Origin of the sequence: Kitasatospora saccharophila, from assembly GCF_039529925.1 — a bacterium.
GTDB classification, from domain to species: Bacteria; Actinomycetota; Actinomycetes; order Streptomycetales; family Streptomycetaceae; genus Kitasatospora; species Kitasatospora saccharophila.
The window spans coordinates 93,019-109,228 of sequence record NZ_BAAANS010000030.1 but is presented as its reverse complement, the minus strand read 5'-3'; the positions used below and the strand labels follow the sequence as shown (position 1 = coordinate 109,228).

At 75.0% G+C, this 16,210-nt stretch carries 16 protein-coding genes and 1 pseudogene; 9 read left to right on the top strand and 8 right to left on the bottom strand.

Features of this window, described 5'->3' with window-relative positions; all coding sequences use genetic code 11:
• Positions 1 to 382: pseudogene (locus ABD345_RS22370) on the bottom strand (hypothetical protein); the annotation flags it as partial.
• Between the two features lie 103 nt (positions 383 to 485).
• Here ABD345_RS22370 and ABD345_RS22365 point away from each other — a divergent pair.
• Positions 486 to 1,247, top strand: a complete 762-nt coding sequence (locus tag ABD345_RS22365; protein WP_344554309.1) for a DUF6193 family natural product biosynthesis protein — start codon at positions 486 to 488, stop codon at positions 1,245 to 1,247.
• 28 nt (positions 1,248 to 1,275) lie between these two features.
• On the opposite strand, the gene ABD345_RS22360 is transcribed toward ABD345_RS22365, so the two are convergent.
• Positions 1,276 to 1,653, bottom strand: a complete 378-nt coding sequence (locus ABD345_RS22360) for a winged helix-turn-helix transcriptional regulator (RefSeq protein ID WP_344554318.1) — start codon at positions 1,651 to 1,653, stop codon at positions 1,276 to 1,278.
• Between the two features lie 150 nt (positions 1,654 to 1,803).
• Between ABD345_RS22360 and ABD345_RS22355 the strand changes: the two genes are divergently transcribed.
• Complete coding sequence (locus ABD345_RS22355) at positions 1,804 to 2,154, top strand: DoxX family protein (protein ID WP_344554306.1); 351 nt, start codon at positions 1,804 to 1,806, stop codon at positions 2,152 to 2,154.
• 106 nt (positions 2,155 to 2,260) lie between these two features.
• On the opposite strand, the gene ABD345_RS22350 is transcribed toward ABD345_RS22355, so the two are convergent.
• A complete protein-coding gene (locus ABD345_RS22350; protein WP_344554304.1) occupies positions 2,261 to 2,803 on the bottom strand; it encodes a pyridoxamine 5'-phosphate oxidase family protein in 543 nt (180 codons plus the stop codon).
• The gene (locus tag ABD345_RS22345; protein WP_344554303.1) at positions 2,800 to 2,928 is read right to left on the bottom strand and encodes a hypothetical protein; all 129 of its coding nucleotides are present in this window, start codon (positions 2,926 to 2,928) and stop codon (positions 2,800 to 2,802) included. Before ABD345_RS22345 ends, ABD345_RS22350 begins: the two co-directional genes overlap by 4 nt.
• Positions 2,929 to 3,130: 202 nt before the next feature.
• Between ABD345_RS22345 and ABD345_RS22340 the strand changes: the two genes are divergently transcribed.
• The 4 genes from ABD345_RS22340 to ABD345_RS22325 all read left to right on the top strand — a co-directional run bounded on the left by ABD345_RS22340 (position 3,131) and on the right by ABD345_RS22325 (position 7,917).
• Complete coding sequence (locus ABD345_RS22340) at positions 3,131 to 4,024, top strand: metal-dependent hydrolase (protein WP_344554302.1); 894 nt, start codon at positions 3,131 to 3,133, stop codon at positions 4,022 to 4,024.
• Positions 4,025 to 4,245: 221 nt separating this feature from the next.
• On the top strand, positions 4,246 to 5,325 hold the full coding sequence (locus ABD345_RS22335) for a PDR/VanB family oxidoreductase (RefSeq protein WP_344554301.1): 1,080 nt from the start codon (positions 4,246 to 4,248) through the stop codon (positions 5,323 to 5,325).
• 1 nt (position 5,326) lies between these two features.
• Positions 5,327 to 6,169, top strand: a complete 843-nt coding sequence (locus tag ABD345_RS22330) for a M24 family metallopeptidase (RefSeq protein ID WP_344554299.1) — start codon at positions 5,327 to 5,329, stop codon at positions 6,167 to 6,169.
• Entirely contained in the window at positions 6,166 to 7,917 is a 1,752-nt protein-coding gene (locus ABD345_RS22325) for an SDR family oxidoreductase (protein ID WP_344554297.1), read from the top strand. Before ABD345_RS22330 ends, ABD345_RS22325 begins: the two co-directional genes overlap by 4 nt.
• An 87-nt stretch (positions 7,918 to 8,004) precedes the next feature.
• On the opposite strand, the gene ABD345_RS22320 is transcribed toward ABD345_RS22325, so the two are convergent.
• Positions 8,005 to 8,298, bottom strand: coding sequence for a hypothetical protein (locus tag ABD345_RS22320; RefSeq protein ID WP_344554295.1), 294 nt, complete (start codon positions 8,296 to 8,298; stop codon positions 8,005 to 8,007).
• A gap of 357 nt (positions 8,299 to 8,655) precedes the next feature.
• On the opposite strand from ABD345_RS22320, the gene ABD345_RS22315 reads away from it, so the two are divergent.
• A complete protein-coding gene (locus ABD345_RS22315) occupies positions 8,656 to 11,364 on the top strand; it encodes an SdrD B-like domain-containing protein (protein ID WP_344554294.1) in 2,709 nt (902 codons plus the stop codon).
• Between the two features lie 69 nt (positions 11,365 to 11,433).
• The gene (locus tag ABD345_RS22310) at positions 11,434 to 12,213 is read left to right on the top strand and encodes a hypothetical protein (protein ID WP_344554292.1); all 780 of its coding nucleotides are present in this window, start codon (positions 11,434 to 11,436) and stop codon (positions 12,211 to 12,213) included.
• A 48-nt stretch (positions 12,214 to 12,261) separates the two neighbouring features.
• Here ABD345_RS22310 and ABD345_RS22305 read toward each other — a convergent pair whose 3' ends face one another.
• A complete protein-coding gene (locus tag ABD345_RS22305) occupies positions 12,262 to 13,566 on the bottom strand; it encodes a right-handed parallel beta-helix repeat-containing protein (protein ID WP_344554291.1) in 1,305 nt (434 codons plus the stop codon).
• Between the two features lie 61 nt (positions 13,567 to 13,627).
• Here ABD345_RS22305 and ABD345_RS22300 point away from each other — a divergent pair, with 61 nt between their 5' ends.
• Complete coding sequence (locus tag ABD345_RS22300) at positions 13,628 to 14,794, top strand: Dyp-type peroxidase (protein WP_344554290.1); 1,167 nt, start codon at positions 13,628 to 13,630, stop codon at positions 14,792 to 14,794.
• Positions 14,795 to 14,893: 99 nt separating this feature from the next.
• Here the strand turns inward: ABD345_RS22300 and ABD345_RS22295 are convergent, their stop codons facing one another.
• Positions 14,894 to 15,343, bottom strand: a complete 450-nt coding sequence (locus tag ABD345_RS22295; protein ID WP_344554289.1) for a hypothetical protein — start codon at positions 15,341 to 15,343, stop codon at positions 14,894 to 14,896.
• Between the two features lie 340 nt (positions 15,344 to 15,683).
• Positions 15,684 to 16,133: a hypothetical protein gene (locus tag ABD345_RS22290; RefSeq protein WP_344554287.1), complete on the bottom strand. Its 450-nt coding sequence runs from the start codon at positions 16,131 to 16,133 to the stop codon at positions 15,684 to 15,686.
• Positions 16,134 to 16,210 lie beyond the last annotated feature (77 nt).

Below are 16,210 nucleotides of genomic sequence, written 5' to 3'. Positions count from 1 at the left end.
AGTGCCGGGCGCCCGGCACCGCGCCCGCCGCCGCCAGCAGCGCCGCCACCGCGAGCGGCCGGCCGGCCCAGCCGCCCGCCGCCGCGCCCCCGGCCCCCAGCGCCGCCCCCGCCAGCACGGCCGTACCCGCGCCGAACACCGGGACCCCGCCGTCCGGGCCGCCGCCCCGGGCGACCAACTGCCCGCACACGAAAGCCAGGAACGCCCCGAACAGCGCCAGCCCCGCCAGCACCCGTCCCTCGGCCGCGGGTTGGGACAGCTGGGCCCGGGCCGCCCCGAAACCGCCCGCCGCCACCAGCACCGCGAAGAAACCCGCCCCGAACCAGCGCCCGCCCGAAAGGCCCGGCCAGCGGGGCTCGTCCGGGACCACCGTGTCGTCCATGGGCGCGATGCTAACGGCTGCGGGTGAATGGTCCAGTCCAATGGCCGGGGGCTGGTCCGTCGACTCCCGGCGCGCGGGACGCGCCTGGCGCATACTCGACGCCATGACCGAGCAGCCCGCGACAGAGCAGTCGGCGACCGAACGGCCCGCGACCGAACGGCCCGTGATCGAGCAGCCCGCGGACGGGTACGCCCGCCACTACCCCGACCTGGTGCGGGCCGGATCGCTGCGCGCCGCGCTCGGCGCGGCCCTGCCCGCGGACACGCCCGACCGGTACCCGGGCTCGGTGCGGGCCGAGGCGGGCGAACGGTCGGTGTCCGTGACGACGGCCGAGGGGGAGCGCGCCTTCCGGGTCCGGTGCTCGGTCCGGTGGGTCCCCATGGCCGCCGGCCGCACCGACGACCTGGCGGCGGTGGCCGGGGCGGCGGCGCACTGGCTGCGGGCCGTGCCGGTGCGCGAACTCACCGACCGCTGGCCCTTCCTGGGCACCTCGGAGCTCGCCGAGGCGTACGAGCGCGGCGACCCGGTGCCGGCCCGCTGGGCGGGACTGCGCGCCGCCCGGCCCCGGCCCCGGTACGCCGCCGAACTGCGCGCGTTCATCGAGGCCGCCCACGCCGAACCGCGGCTGCGGGCGCTCTCCCCGGGGATGTCGATGTTCTGGCTGACGTTCAGCCGCCGGGCCGAGCACCCGGTCTGCCACGACCTCCCGATGGTCCGCGCGCTCGGCGGCGACCGCTACGAGATCCGCCACGGCGAGGGCCGCCGGGAGGTCCGCGAGGTGGACGGCGTGCCGGACACCCTCGCCGCCGTCCTCGCCCTGCTGCCCGCGGACGCCGTGCCCGAGCCCTGCCTCCCGATGATCTGAGGCCCCGTGCGCAGGCCCCTTCCGTCGATCAGGAACGGCCCGGGTGCTGAGCAACAGGAGGGGTCTTCACCGGGGTCGCCCGATCCGCCTCGACGGTCCCGGCCGCCTCGGCCGCTTCCCGGAAGGTGACGACCGCCTCGCCGTTCTCCCGCGCCCACGCGGTGAGCATCCTGATGGGCTCCTCCAGGGTGCGCCCGAGGTCGGTCAGGCCGTACTCCACGCGCGGCGGCGCCTCGGCGTACGCGTGCCGCTCGACGAGCCCGTTGGCTTGGAGCCGGCGCAACGTCTGGGTCAGTACCTTGCGCGAAATGCCACCGCTCAGCTCGACCAACTCGCCGTGGCGCAACGGGCCTTCGGTCAGCGCGAAGAGCGTGACCAGGGACCACTTGCTGGCGATGATCTCCATGGCCAGGAGAGCGGGACAGTCGGCGAGGAAGACGATTCCGGGGCGCAGGCTCACGCCCCGAAGGTTACCTGGAGGTACCTGACGGCCGCCTATCGTCGTCGAGGTGCGCACGCTCCCTTACTCGCATCTCGCACGATTGAGGTTCCAGCCATGTTCGTCTCCCTCGCCGTCGTCACCGTGGTCATGTCGGCGCTCCTCCTGGTGTCGGCCGGGGCCAAGTCCCTGCGGACGCGGCACATCACCGAGCAGATGTCCACCCTCGGAGTGCCGCAGGGCATGATGGCCCTCCTGATCACCGCTCAGATCGCGGGCGCGGCCGGTGTGATCGCCGGGCTCCGGTGGGGGCCCGTCGGAATCGCCGCCGCGATCGGCCTGACGCTCTACTTCGCCGGGGCGGTCGCCTTCCACCTGCGGGTCGGCGACCGCAAGGGCGCCGCTCCGGCGGCGGTCCTCACCGTCGCCTCCGTCGCCCTGATCGTGCTGCGCGCCGCCACCCTCTGACGGCGGACGGCGGGCCCGACGCCGGCCTCGACCGCGCCGCGTGAGGTCGGCCTCCGACGAGGACGGCCGCCGGGTCCGCCGCCGGGCACCCGGCACCGCCGGAGCACTAACCGGGCAGGCGGGCGTCGGTCCAGCCGGTGTCCGTCCAGCCTGTGGGGGTGCGGGTGTGGCGGCGGCGCAGGTGGTGGCGGTCGGGGCCGGCCTGCCAGAACTCGGCCCGGTCGGGGTGCAGGGCGTAGCAGCGCAGGTCGGGGGCGGGGGTGGGGCAGGCGGGGGAGGGGCGGACCGGGCCGCGCAGGCGGACCTGGCGGCCGTGGGCGGGCCAGTAGGCGGTGAGCGCGGCGTCCGGGCGGGCGGCCAGCTGGGCGGCCTTGGGGGAGTCCGGGTCGGTCCAGAAGTGCCAGTCGGCGGTGAGGAGTTGCACGTCCCGCAGGACGAGCACCCGGGCGTCCGGGCGGCCCTCGGCGTCGACCGTGGCGAGGGTCAGCACCTGGGCGTCCGGGACGTTCGCGGCGAGGGCGTCCAGCAGCCAGGCGGTGAACAGTTCGGCCGGTCCGGTGGGCGCGTGGTCCGGCGGCGGGTAGCCGGGCGCGGCCAGCACCGGGTGGGCGATCAGCGCGCGGACGAGGGGCGAGCGGGCGTCGGTCACGGGACCTCCTGCAGGGCGGTGGCGTCGGGGCGGGTGCACGGGGTGCCGATCCGCGACCGCCGCCCGTCGACGCGGCGGCGGTGCTCCTCGTCCGGCCGGTGCTCGCGCTGCCGTCGCCCCGGCACGGGACACACCCTGGCGGTTCGCGGGGGCGGTGGCAAACGGGTCCCCGGGGCGGGTCACCCGATCGGGCGGCTTATTAGACTCGATGTTGATAAGAGTGGTCGAAACCCTTGTCGGGCCCGCTACCCGCGAGTAGTTTGCCGGTGTGCCCACCGGGGCCGCCCGCGTCCACCGCCTCGTCCACCGCGCGTCAGGAGGCACCCCATGCCCCGCCCCACCCCGCCCGCCACCGTGCACGACAGCCTGGTGCTCGAACCGCGCGACGTGCACTTCGACTGGTCCGGGCTGCCGCTGCACTGGATCCCCGACGAGCCGATGGCCACCCACACCATCAACGTCCTGCACCTGCTGCTCCCCGAGGGCGAGCGGTGGTTCGTCAAGGTGTTCAAGGACGCGCTGCCGCTGATCCGGGACGAGCAGCTGCGCGAGGAGGTGCTCGGCTTCATCGGCCAGGAGGCGATCCACGCCGAAGCCCACCAGGAGGTCCTCGACCACCTGCTCGGCCAGGGCCTCGACCCCCGCCCCTACGTCCGGCAGATCAGCTGGCTGTTCCGCCGCGTCCTCGGCGACAAGCCCGGACTGACCGCCCGTCAGCGCCGCGAGAACACCATCGAACGGGTCGCCTTCGTCGCCGCGATCGAGCACTTCACCGCCTTCCTCGGCAACTGGGCCCTCAACTCGCCCGGCCTCGACCGCGCCGGGGCCGACCCCACCATGCTCGACCTGCTGCGCTGGCACGGCGCCGAGGAGGTCGAGCACCGCAGCGTCGCCTACGACCTGATGCGCCACCTCGACCCCGGCTACCTGCGCCGGGTCCGCGGCATGGCCGTCTCCGGCCCGCTGCTGGTCCACCTGTGGATCCGCGGCGCCCGCTTCCTGCTCGCCGCCGACCCCGCCCTGGAGGGACGCCTCGCCCCCACCTGGCGCGAGGCCCGGCGCGCGGCGCGGCGCGGCCTGCTCCCCGAACCCGGACGCTTCCTGCGCTCCGCCGCGAGGTACTTCGGCCCCGGCTACCACCCCACGCGCGAAGGCAGCTCCTCGCAGGCCCTCGCGTACCTGGCGAAGTCGCCCGCCGCGCAGGCCGCCGCGACGCGCTGAGCGAAAACAGGGGCGCGGGGAACCGCGCGAGGGGGAACGGGACTTCGGGAAGATCCGGACTCCCCGAGTACCCGCGTCCTGGCCGCGGGCCCCGCGGAGCGGGTCACGCCCGGCGGCTCCGCCCACCTGCCACCGACTCTCCGTCCACGGACCTCGCCCGCGCCCCGTTCCCCCGCGCGCAGTTCCCCGCGCCCCTGCCTTCGTCTCTGGAGCCGTACCCCATGGACCTCGAAACCCCGCCCCCCGACCTCTACGGACGCCCACGGGCCGACCGCTTCTTCGCCCGGCTGACCGCCTTCGGCGACTGGTACGCCCCCGCGCTGGGCCGCCCCGGGCTGCGGCGCGGTCCGCGCCGGGCGGAGGCGCGCGGGGTGCCGCCGCTGCACCTGGTGGTGGTCTCGCACCGGGCGGTCGCCGAGGACGTGGTGGAACTGCGGCTGGCCGACCCGTCCGGCGGGACGCTGCCGCCCTGGCAGCCCGGGGCGCGGATCGTGCTGACCCTGCCGTCCGGGCGGGAGCGCCACTACTCGCTGTGCGGCGACCCGGCCGACCGGCACGGCTACCGGATCGCGGTGCGCCGGATCGCCGACGGCGGCGGGGGCTCGGTCGAGGTGCACGACGCGCTGCACGTGGGCGTGCGGCTGCGGGTGCGCCGGCCGCGCAACGGCTTCGCGTTCTGCGGCGAGGAGAAGGTGCTGTTCCTGGCCGGCGGGATCGGCGTCACGCCGCTGCTGCCGATGGCCCGGGCCGCCCAGCAGGCGGGCGTGGACTGGCGGTTGGTGCACACCGGCCGCACCGCCGCCGCGCTCCCGTACACCGCCGAGCTGACCGCGCTCGACCCGGCCCGGGTGACCGTCCGCACCGACGACGCGCACGGCGTCCCGGACGCCGCCGAACTGCTCGGGCACGCCCCCCGGGGCGCCGCCGTCTACGTGTGCGGGCCCGCGCCGATGCTGCTGGCCGTCCAGCGCGCGCTGCCCGGCTCGCCCGCCGCCGCGCTGCACTTCGAACGCTTCGGGGCCGCGCCGATCCGCGCCGGACGCCCGTTCGCGATCCGGATCGGGGACACGACGCTGGCCGTCCCGGCGGACCGCTCCGCGCTCGACGTCGCCCGCGGGCTGCGCCCCGACCTGCCGTACTCGTGCCGGCAGGGCTTCTGCGGCACCTGCGTGCTCAAGGTGTCCGCCGGGACGCCCGAGCACCGGGACCGCCGCCTGACCGAACAGCAGCGGGCCGCCGGGCTGGTGCTGCCCTGCGTGTCCCGGGCCGCCGAGGGCGAGACCCTCGTCCTGGAGGTGTGAGGTGTCGAAGCCGCCGCGGTTCCCCTACGACGAGCGCGACCTGGCCAGGTTCCGGGAGGTCCAGCAGCTCGCCTACCACTGCGCCGAACAGGTCGCCGCCTGGATCGAACCCGGCGTCACCGAACGCCGGACCACCGCCGAACTGCGCCGCCGCCTGGTGCGGGCCGGGGTGCGGGACTTCTTCCACGTGCCGTTCGCCTGGTTCGGCGACCGCACCGCGTTCCGGCACTTCCACACCCCGCTGCAGTTCTTCGCCGGCTCCCGCGTCCTCGCCGAGGGCATGCCGTACGTGCTGGACTGCGCGCCCGTGGTCGACGGCTACACCGCCGACATCGGCTACGGCGGCAAGGTCGGCGAGAACCCGGTCTGGGACCTGCTCGCCGAGGACCTGCGGGTCTACCGCGAGCTGATCCTGCGCGAGGTCCGCGCCCGCAAGCCGCTCGCCGAGGTGTACGCCGCCGTCGACGCCCAACTCGCCGCGCACGGCTACGACAACCGCCACCGGGTCTACCCGGGCCGGGTGATCGGCCACCAGGTCACCCGGAACACCGCCCGCGGCCCGGCCGGGGTCAACCTGTTCGGCTTCGGGGTGCGTACGCTGCAGACCCTCGGACGCGAACTGGTGAAGGAACGCCTGGAGGGCCGCTCCCCGCTGTGGGCGGGCGGCCGGGCCTCCCGGCACGCCCCCACCCCGGGCCTGTGGGCGGTCGAACCGCACATCGGCTTCCGCGAGGTGGGCATCAAGTTCGAGGAACTCCTCGTCGTCACCGACGAGGACGCGTACTGGCTCGACGACGACCTGCCGCACGTGCGGCGCTGGGCACTCCAGGAGGACGCAGCATGACCGGCCGCAGCAACGGGACCCACGGCACCGACGCGCCCCGCCGGCGCACCGTCGACTCCGGCGGCCTCCCCCTCGCCGTGTACGAGCAGGGCGACCCGGCCGACCCGACGGTGATCCTGGTGCACGGCTACCCCGACGACCACTCGGTCTGGGACGACGTCGCCGCCGACCTGGCCGCCGACCACCACGTGGTGCGCTACGACACCCGCGGCTCCGGCGCCTCCGGGGTGCCCGCCGTCCGCGCGGACTACCGGCTGGAACTGCTCGGCGCGGACCTGTTCGCCGTCGCCGACGCCGTCAGCCCCGACCGCCCCGTGCACGTGGTCGCCCACGACTGGGGCAGCGTCCAGGCGTGGGAGGCCGTCACCGCACCCGGCTCCCACCGGCGGATCGCCTCCTACACCACGATGTCCGGCCCCTGCCTCGACCACATGGGCCACTGGATCCGGCACCGGCTGCGCCGCCCCACCCCCCGGCACCTCGCCCAACTGCTGTGCCAGGGCGCCCACTCCTGGTACATCGCGGTGTTCCACCTGCCGGTCCTCGCCCCCGCCGCCTGGCGGCTCGGCCTGGCCCGGCTCTGGCCGCGCGTGCTGCGCGACCTGGAGGCCGTCCGCCCCCGGCCCGGCCACCCGCAGGCCACCCTCGCCGAGGACGCCGTGCACGGCATCGAGCTGTACCGGGCCAACATGCGCCCCCGGGTGCGGGCCCCGCGCGAACGGCACACCGAGGTGCCGGTGCAGCTGATCACCCTGCAACGGGACCGCTACGTCAGCGACTTCCTCTCCGAGGGCCTGGAACGCTGGGTCCCCCGGCTCACCCGGCGCGCCCTGCACGCCACCCACTGGTCCGCGCTGCTGGAGCGGGGCCCCGCGGTGGCCGCCCTGGTCCGCGAGTTCACCGCCCGCGACCACGACGCGCCCCGCCGGGAACCCTCCGGCGCCGGGGAGCTGGTGGTGGTCACCGGCGGCGGCAGCGGCATCGGCCGGGCCACCGCGCTCGCCTTCGCCGACGCCGGCGCCCGGGTCGTGGTCTGCGACCGCGACCTGCCCGCCGCGCAGCGCACCGCCGAACTGTGCGAACTCTCCGGCGTGAAGGCCGCCGCGTACCGGGTCGACGTCAGCGACGGCGCCGCCGTCGACGCCTTCGCCCGGCAGGTCGCCGCCGACCACGGCGTCCCCGACGTGGTGGTCAACAACGCGGGCGTCGGCCACTCCGGCACCTTCCTGCAGACCACCGAGGAGGAGTGGCGCCGCGTCCTGGACGTCAACCTGTGGGGCGTCATCCACGGCTGCCGCGCCTTCGGGCGACTCATGGTCGAACGCGGCACCGGTGGCCACCTGGTCAACCTCGCCTCCGCCGCCGCCTACCTGCCCGCCAAGAAGCTCGCCGCGTACGCCACCTCCAAGTCCGCGGTCTTCATGCTCTCCGACTGCCTGCGCGCCGAACTCGCCCCGCACCGGATCGGCGTCTCCACCATCTGCCCCGGCATCGTCAACACCAACATCACCCGCACCAGCACCTTCTCCGGCCTCGACGACGAGGCCCTCGCCGCCAAGCAGGCCCGGGTCTCCGAGCTGTACGCCCGCCGCGGCTTCCCCCCGGAGAAGGTCGCCGCCGAGATCGTCCGCGCCGTCCGCACCCGCAAGCCCGTCGTCCCCGTCACCGTCGAGGCCAAGGCGGCGCGCCTGCTCGGCCGGATCAGCCCCGCCCTGCTGCGCCGGGCCGCCCGGATCGACGCCGGCTGAGCCCTCCCGCCGGAGAAGGCACGACCCGCTAGGCCGCCGCGCCCCCCAAAGGCCGCGGCGGCCTCGCCGTCCTGCCGTTCCGCCCGCTCAGCCCCGCAACTTCTCGATCCCGGCCCGCAGTTCGTCCGCCGACATGCACGGCGTCACCGTGACCTTGGCGCCCAGCCGCATCCACAGCGGCTCCATGGTGGTGACCAGTGCGGACTCCTGGTCCACGTCCACCACCAGGGTGAACCCGCGGTGCCCGTTCAGCGGGTAGAAGTACGCCGCTTCGGGCCGCAACTGCTCCATCATCCGGCCCATCATCTCGGGCATCTTCCCGCTGGTGATCAGCTCGTTGGACTTCTCGGTGTCGATCTCCGCCACGATCAGGGTTCGCATCGCACGCCTCCAGGCATCCAGAGCTCCCGCGAACCGTTCCATTCTCCTGCGCCCACCCACCCCGGTCACGCCGGAACGTCCGGCACGGGAACGACCGGTCGGCAGGTCGACAAATCCGTTCGGCGAGAGATCGACGGAGCGATCTTCCGTGCGCCCTCCGGTCGCAGGGCGGGGGCGCACGAGGCGCACGCGAATCTGATCGATGTGCTTCGTGACGGTTCGTCAATTTCCTTGTAAGGCAACCCGGATGGTCGTATTCCGCTTAACATTCGGCCAAAAGAGGTGCGCGCGGGGCCGTCCGGGGGATCTTCCGGCGGCGGTCCGGCGTGCCTTCCCGACCGACGACGAGAGCAGGGCATGACCCAGACAGAGCAACAGACCAGGGCGCCCGTACCGGGCGCGCGACGGCGGCGGGCCGAACGGGCCGCCGCCGTGGTGGCGGCCTTCGCGGCGGCCACCGCCGTCGCCGCCCCGTCGGCCTCGCCGGCCACCGCGGACGGCTCGGTGACGGTGCGGGTGGTCCGGGCGGTCGACGAGAGCGGGACGTGGAGCCCGGCGCTGGAGCCGGGCCTGGGCGGGGTGACGGTCACCCTGACCGGGGACGACGGCGCGGTGCGCACCGGCGTCACGGCCGCCGACGGCACCGTGACCCTGACGCCCGCCAAGGCCACCGCCAGCGGCGCGTACCGGGTGGAGGTGGTCAATCCGCAGCCGGGCGTGCTGTACCCGGCGTTCGCCGCCCGCGAGGGCCTGACCGGGGCGCCGGACAGGCTCAGCAGCAACGAGGAGTTCGTCGACCTCTCGGCCGGCAAGCAGGCCACCCTGACCACCGGCCTGTGGAACCCCGCCGACTACTGCCAGCGCAACGCGCCGCTGGCCACCGCCTGCCAGCCGCCGATCGGCTCCCCGGCGGCCCAGCGCACCCTGCTGACCTTCCCGTACGAGTCGCGCGGCGTGAACAAGGACGTCACCGACCTCGGCACCAGCGGCGAGACCGGGAACGTCTTCGGCATCGCCTGGAACCGGGACGACCAGCGGCTGTTCAGCTCCGCCCAGGCCAAGCGGGCCACCGCGTACGGCCCCGGCGGCCCGGGCGCGATCTACGTCACCGACCCGGCGAAGAAGAGCACCGCGCTGTTCGCGACCGTCCCGGACGCCGGGACGACCGCGCACACCGACGGCGACGACGCGGCGTTCCTGCCCGCCGTCGGCAAGGAGAGCCTCGGCGGGCTGAAGCTCACCGAGGACGGCCGCGACCTGTACGTGGTCAACCTGCACGACCGCAAGCTGTACCGGTACGACGCCACCGCGCCGACCGCGTCCGCCCCGAAGGCCGGGTACGCCATCCCGTCCGGCGGCTGCCCGTCGGCCGACGACTGGCGCCCGTACGGCCTCGGCATGCAGGACGGGGTCGGCTACGTCGGCGGCGTCTGCTCCGGCCAGTCCACCGGGAGGATCACCGACCTGCGGGCCGTGGTGCTGCCCTTCGACCCGGCCACCGGCGCCTTCGGGGCCGCCGTGCTCGACCAGCCGCTCGACCACCGCGGCACCCCGGCCGCCCCCTGCGCGGGCTACTTCTGGTACCCGTGGCAGGACACCCAGCCGCTGGTCGGCGGCGCGGTCTGCGGGATCAACCCGGAGCCCGAACTCGGCGAGGTCGGCTTCGAGACCGACGGCTCGATGCTGCTGGCCTTCCGCGACCGGTACGCCGACCAGGCCGCCGCCGCCCCGCCGGAGGGGCAGCCGCTGCCCAACGGCTTCACCTACGTGCTCGCCTCGGCCGACCTCAACAAGGCCTGCGAGTCCGGCGGCACCTTCGTGCTGGACGTCAACCTCGGCTGCGGCCAGACCGTCCGGAACAAGGGCTTCTTCGACCAGAGCCGCCCGTACCCGAACGGCCACCCGTACCCGGCCTTCGCCGGCCTGGCGCTGTCCAGGGTCGAGGACTCCATCGCCACCTCCGGCTACGACGTGTCCAACAACATCGTCACCGCCGGCACCATGTTCACCCTCCGCACCGGCGCCCCCGACCCGGGCTTCGGCAACGAGCTGTCCGAGGGCCGCTCGCGCTTCGGCAAGGGCGCCGCGATGGCCGACCTCGAAGTGCTCTGCGACCGCGCCCCGCTGCAGATCGGCAACCGGGTCTGGTACGACCCGGAGCGCTCCGGCCTGCAACTGCCACAGCAGAAGCCCGTCCCCGGCGCCACCGTCCACCTGTACGACGCGGACGGCAAGCTGGTCGGCACCACGAAGACCACCGCCCGCGGCGAGTACTACTTCGACGACGGCGACGTCACCGGCGGCCTGAAGCCGAGGACCGCGTACACCATCCGGCTCGACCACCCCGCCGACTACGCCGAGGGCGGCCCGCTGTACCACTGGGTCCCGACCAAGGACAACGTCGGCGACAACCGCCTCACCGACTCCGACGGCACCGTCCCGAAGGGCGGCACGTACGTCGAGCGGGCGCTCACCACCGGCGGCCCCGGCCAGGACGACCACAGCTTCGACTTCGGCTTCCAGCGGCAGCGCGGCGCGCTGCGCCTGGTCAAGCACGACCCGGACGGCAAGCCGCTGCCCGGCGCGGTCTTCCAGCTGTGGCGCGAGACCGACGACACCCCGGGCCTGCAACCCGAGGACAGCAAGGTCGGCGACCCGTGCACCACCGGCGAGGACGGCACCTGCACCGAGCAGGCCGACCTCGGCAGCTACTACTGGCAGGAGGTCAGCCCGCCCAAGGGCTACCGGGCCCCCGAGCAGCCGGTCCTCGGACCGGTCGTGCTGGACGACGCGCACCTCGACGCGGGCATCACCACCACCGCCGTCAACACCCCCGTCCCGCCGAGCCCGACGCCCACGCCCACCCCCACCCCGTCGCCGACGCCCACCCCGACCCCGGCGCCGCCCGCGCCGCCCGCGCCCCCGCAGGCCCGCCCGGCACCGTCCGGCAGCCTCGCCAGCACCGGCCTGGACGGGACCGTCCCGTTCGCGCTCGCGGGCGGAGCGCTGCTGCTGGCGCTCGGCACCGGCCTGGTGATCGCGGCGAGGAGGCGCCGGAGCAACTGACGCACCACCGAGAACGGGGCCCCGGGTGCCGACCCGGGGCCCCACCCGTGACCCCCTGTAGAGGAAGCCGTGGCAACGCAGAAGAAGAACCGCCGCCGGTACGCGGTGGCCGCCGTGCTGGCCGCCGTCCTGGTCGCCGCCGGCGGGGTGACGGCCTGGCGGGTCGCCGCCCGCGAGGACGGCGCCCGGCCGCTCAGCACCGAGGAGGCGTCCCGGCTGGCCCTGTCCCGGTTCACCCTGTACGGGACCAGCCCCGCCGCCGTCGACCTGACCGTCCGGGAGGGCGGCGGGACGACCGTCGAGGTGCACGGCGTGATCGACTACCGCACCCGGCACGCCGCCGGGAGCTACCGGGTGACCGGGCCCCGGGGCGTCCTCGACGAAGGACTGCTGATCTGGGACGCCGGCGGGCTCGGCCTCGCCAAGGCCCCCGCCGGCGCCACCGGACAGCCCTGGGAACAGGCCGAACACGTCCCGCGCACCGGCTGGACCTCCCGCCCCTACGGCACCGACCCGCTCGACGCCGGACTCGACCTCGCCGTCCAGCTCGGCGCCGACCGCCCCGACAACCCGCTGCTGCTCGCCCAGGCCGGACCGCGCCGGCTCGGCCGGGACCGGATCGACGGCCGCGACCACGACCGGATCTCCGGCCCCCGCCCGCGCGGAGCCGTCACCGGGGGCGGGAGCCCTGGTGACACCTCGCCGCTCACCTACTGGATCGACGCCGACGGCGGCCTGCGCCGGGTCACCATGCGGATGCCCGGCCTCGGCACCCCGACCACCCTGGACTTCCACGGGCGGTCCGCCGGGGCGAAGCTCCCCGAGGCGCCCTGGGCGACGGCGGGCTGAGGCCGGGCGGCGGCGGGCGGCGGCGGGCCGGGACGGGCCGGGATGGCTTCAGGAGCCGGTGGGCAGCGGGTAGGAGTCCGGGTCGACCCGGCCCGGCAGGTCGACGGCGGGCACCGCCGGGGCCTGCGGGTCGGGCAGCGAGGGCTGCGCGGGCGGCACCGGCACGGCGTTGAACGCCGTCCCGGGCGGGGCCTGCACCCCGGCCGCCCGCCCGGCCGGGACGCGTCCGGCGCCGGTCGCGTCGCAGGCCGCCAGCCCCTCCAGGCCGTCCGGGCTCTGCGTCGAAGGCCCGTTCCCGGTGAAGCAGTTGCTCGGGTCGGCCGCCGAACTGACCAGGTCCACCCCGTTGCCGGTGACGCCGTTGCCGGTCACCCGGTTGCCTGCGGCGGGGTGCCCCGGCGGGTCGGTCACCACCACGCCCGCCGACCGGTTGCCGCGCACCAGGTTCCGTTCCACCCGGTTGCCGGTGCCGCCGCCGATCCCGATGCCGATCCCGAAACCGCCGTCGGCCTGCACCGGCGAGTCCGCCGCGTTGTTGTCCGCCACCACGTTGCCCGCGATCACCGCGGCGTGCTGCGGCGCCAGCGACTCCAGGTCGTTGGAGTTGACCGTCACCCCGACCCGGTTGCCCACCACCCGGTTGCCCACCACGGTCAGGTTCTCCGAGGCGTTGGTGATCTCGATCCCGACCGCGTTGCGCTCCACCGTGTTGCCCCGCACCAGGGTGTCGCACGGCTTGCACTGCCCGACGTAGATCCCCGAGTCGGCCTGCCCCGAGGCGTACGACTCCTCGATGACCCCGCCGCGCGCGTCGAACGCGTAGATCCCGTACAGCGCGTTCCCGTACGCCGTCACCCGGGTCGCCCGGAAGCCCTGCACGGCGGGGAAGCGGGTGGTGTCCAGCGGGTCGTACGCCGAGCCGCCCGCGCCGTGCCGCTGCAGCTTCTCGTCGGTGACGCCGGTGAACAGCACGCCGTTGGCCAGGTAGCCGTGCACGGTCAGGTTCTCCACCACGCTGCCCGCGCCGGTCGCGGTGATCCCGTTGACCAGCTTCAGCCCGCCGTCGAACACCACCGCATCGCGGTCCGTCCCGCGCAGCACCACCCGCGGCCGGGTGATCCGCACGCTCTCCCGGTACGTCCCCGGGCCGACCAGCACCAGGTCGCCCGGGTTCGCGACGTCCACCGCCCGCTGCACGGTCGGGAAGTCCTCCGGCACCCGGACCACCGTCCCCGGCGGATGGCGGTCGGCCGAGGAACCGCCCGCACCGCCCGGGGAGCACCCGGCCGCCGCCGGGAGCAGCAGCAGCGCCGCACCCAGCACCAACCGGCCCGCCCGGGCCTGACGAGTCATCAACGTGAAGGAAGAGAGGCGGAGTTGCATGAAACGTGTTCTATCGTCTGCAATGGCGGCCATGCACACCGAACCGGGGAACCCGCAGGACGACAGCACGCCGGACCGGCCCCGGATCGACCGCCGCACCCTGTTCACCGCCGGGGCCGTCCTCGCCGCCGGCGCCGCCGGGGCCGGTGCCGCCACCGCGCTCACCCGCGAGGACCGGCCCGCCGCCACCGCCCCGCCGCCGCCCGCCGCGGCCGTCCCGTTCCACGGCGCCCGGCAGAGCGGCGTCGTGCACCGCCAGCTCCCCGCCACCCGGCTGCTCGCCCTCGACCTCCCCGCCGACGCCGACCGCGGCGCGCTGCGCACCCTGCTGGCCGGCACCGGGGACGTCCTGGCCCGGGCCGCCGACGGCACCCTCGCCGACGCCCGGCTGGCCGGCACCCCGCCGGTCACCTCGCTCGCCGCGCTCGGACCGGCCCTGGCCGCCCGCCTCCGGCTGCCCGCCCCCGAGACCCTCGCCGAACTCCCGGCCTTCCCCGGCGACCGCCTCGACCCCGCCCGCGGCGGCGGCGACCTGCTGCTCCAGGTCAGCGCCGAACACCCCTGGACCACCGGCGTCCTGGCCGAGCACCTGCTCACCGCCGCCACCGCCGCGGGCGCCGCCCTCCGCTGGCAGCAGGGCGGCTTCCTGCCGCCCACCCCCGACGGCGGGACCCCGCGCAACCTGTTCGGCTTCAAGGACGGCACCGCCAACCCCGACCCCGCCGACCCCGCCCTCTGGCACCAGGACGGCACCGTCCTGGTCTACCGCCGGATCCGGATGGACACCGCCGCCTTCGCGGCCCTCCCCGCCGACGGCCGCGAACTCGCCATGGGCCGCCGGGCCGACACCGGCGCCCCGCTCACCGGCAGCGCCGAGCACGACGACCCCGACATCTACGCCAAGCACCCCGACGGCTCCTACGTCATCCCCGCCGGCGCCCACGTCCGCCTCAGCAGCCCCCGCCTCGACGGCGGCGCCCGGATGCTCCGCCGCGGCTGGTCCTACGACGACGCCCCCGCCGACCGCGGCCTGCTCTTCTGCGCCTTCATGCCCGACCCCGCCCTCTTCGCCCGGGTCCAGACCCGCCTCGCCGAACGCGACGCGCTCACCCCGTTCCTGACCCACACGGCCTCCGCGGTGGCCTGGGTGCTCCCGGGGGCGCCGGAGGGCGGTCAGTGGGGCGCGGGGGTGATCTGAGGACGGGCGGCGGGGGAGCGGGGCGGCGCAGGGAGCCGGGACGAGGGGGCGCGGCCGGAGGCCGCACGGGAACCGTTGCCCCCTCGCCCGGTCGGGGCATCAGCAGTAGGGCGCGTTGAGCTGCTTGCTGCCGACGTAGACGACGCCGCTGGCGGAGATGTTCACCGAGTTGCCCGACCAGCCGACGGTGTTGGAGGCCCAGAGCACGTGGTTGTCGCTGTTGCGGTACACCACGAAGTTGCCGTCGTTCTGGTACGTCGCGTGGGAGGCGCCGTTCCCGTTGGTGCCGGTCGACCAGCAGACCCGGTCGATGCTGCCGTTGTACCAGCGGTACTCGACCAGGTTGCCGTCCGTCTGCATGCGCAGCTCGTAGCTGGGCTGGCCGCCGGAGCCGAACGTGACGATCGAGTCGCCGCCGTTGAGGGTGTTGTTCCGGGGCAGGGCGGAGACGTTGTTCGCCGAGGCGCTGCCGGTCAGGGCGACGACGGACACGGCGGCCACGGAGCCGGCGACGAGCGCCTTGGCGATCCTGCGGGCGGTCTTGTTCATGCGGTTTCCTCTGCTGCCTGCCGCCCGCCGCGGCGCTTGCCCGGCGGACGGGAATCTGACGGATCAGGGCGGGTGCGCATCGCCACGGGCCGCTCGTTCGCCGGTGAAGGCACGGCGGCGGCGTCCCGGGGGAGGCGCGGGGAACGACGGGACATCACGGACGCGGGGCCCGCCCGGAGCGGCCGGAAACGGCCCGGGCGGGCCCCGCGGAAGGCGCAGGGAGTTCGGAGACGTCATCGCGCGCCGGAATTACCGGGTGGCGGAAATCTCCGGGTGTTTTGCGGGAGCTGCTTTTTCCGAATTCGGCCGGGATGATTTACCGGGCTGGCTCGGGCGGCCGTCAGCAGATGCCGGCGCCGACGATCTGCTGGTTGCCGACGAACATGGCGCCGCGGTCGTTGATGCTGACGCTGAAGCCGTCCTGGGTGATGGTGTGGGTGCTCCAGAGCACGGCGCCGCCTCGGCTGTAGAGCACGAAGTTGCCGTCGTTCTGGTAGGTCGCGTAGGCGCCGGGCTGGGTGTAGGTGCCGGTCGACCAGCAGACCCGGTCGACGCTGCCGTTGTTCCAGCGGTACTCGACCAGGTTGCCGTCCGTCTGCATGCGCAGCTCGTAGCCCGGGAGGCCGCTCCCGACGTACTTGATGATCGAGTCGCCGCCGTAGAGCGTGCTGCCGCGGGAGAGGTAGGAGACGTTGCTCGCCGAGGCGCTGCCGGTCAGGGCGACGACGGACACGGCGGCCACGGAGCCGGCGACGAGCGCCTTGGCGATCCTGCGGGCGGTCTTGTTCATGTTTTCCCCCTGCTGCCTTTCGGTCGCCGTGGTATTTCCCCGGCGAACGGGCATCAGATTAACCAGATTGCATGCGG

What these genes read in the sequence shown, in the direction of transcription:
- ABD345_RS22365 (WP_344554309.1), top strand. Translation starts at nt 486, where the DNA reads ATGACCGAGCAGCCCGCGACAGAGCAGTCGGCGACCGAACGGCCCGCG.
- ABD345_RS22360 (WP_344554318.1), bottom strand. Translation starts at nt 1,653, where the DNA reads ATGGAGATCATCGCCAGCAAGTGGTCCCTGGTCACGCTCTTCGCGCTG.
- ABD345_RS22355 (WP_344554306.1), top strand. Translation starts at nt 1,804, where the DNA reads ATGTTCGTCTCCCTCGCCGTCGTCACCGTGGTCATGTCGGCGCTCCTC.
- ABD345_RS22340 (WP_344554302.1), top strand. Translation starts at nt 3,131, where the DNA reads ATGCCCCGCCCCACCCCGCCCGCCACCGTGCACGACAGCCTGGTGCTC.
- ABD345_RS22335 (WP_344554301.1), top strand. Translation starts at nt 4,246, where the DNA reads ATGGACCTCGAAACCCCGCCCCCCGACCTCTACGGACGCCCACGGGCC.
- ABD345_RS22325 (WP_344554297.1), top strand. Translation starts at nt 6,166, where the DNA reads ATGACCGGCCGCAGCAACGGGACCCACGGCACCGACGCGCCCCGCCGG.
- ABD345_RS22320 (WP_344554295.1), bottom strand. Translation starts at nt 8,298, where the DNA reads ATGCGAACCCTGATCGTGGCGGAGATCGACACCGAGAAGTCCAACGAG.
- ABD345_RS22315 (WP_344554294.1), top strand. Translation starts at nt 8,656, where the DNA reads ATGACCCAGACAGAGCAACAGACCAGGGCGCCCGTACCGGGCGCGCGA.
- ABD345_RS22305 (WP_344554291.1), bottom strand. Translation starts at nt 13,566, where the DNA reads ATGACTCGTCAGGCCCGGGCGGGCCGGTTGGTGCTGGGTGCGGCGCTG.
- ABD345_RS22300 (WP_344554290.1), top strand. Translation starts at nt 13,628, where the DNA reads ATGCACACCGAACCGGGGAACCCGCAGGACGACAGCACGCCGGACCGG.
- ABD345_RS22295 (WP_344554289.1), bottom strand. Translation starts at nt 15,343, where the DNA reads ATGAACAAGACCGCCCGCAGGATCGCCAAGGCGCTCGTCGCCGGCTCC.
- ABD345_RS22290 (WP_344554287.1), bottom strand. Translation starts at nt 16,133, where the DNA reads ATGAACAAGACCGCCCGCAGGATCGCCAAGGCGCTCGTCGCCGGCTCC.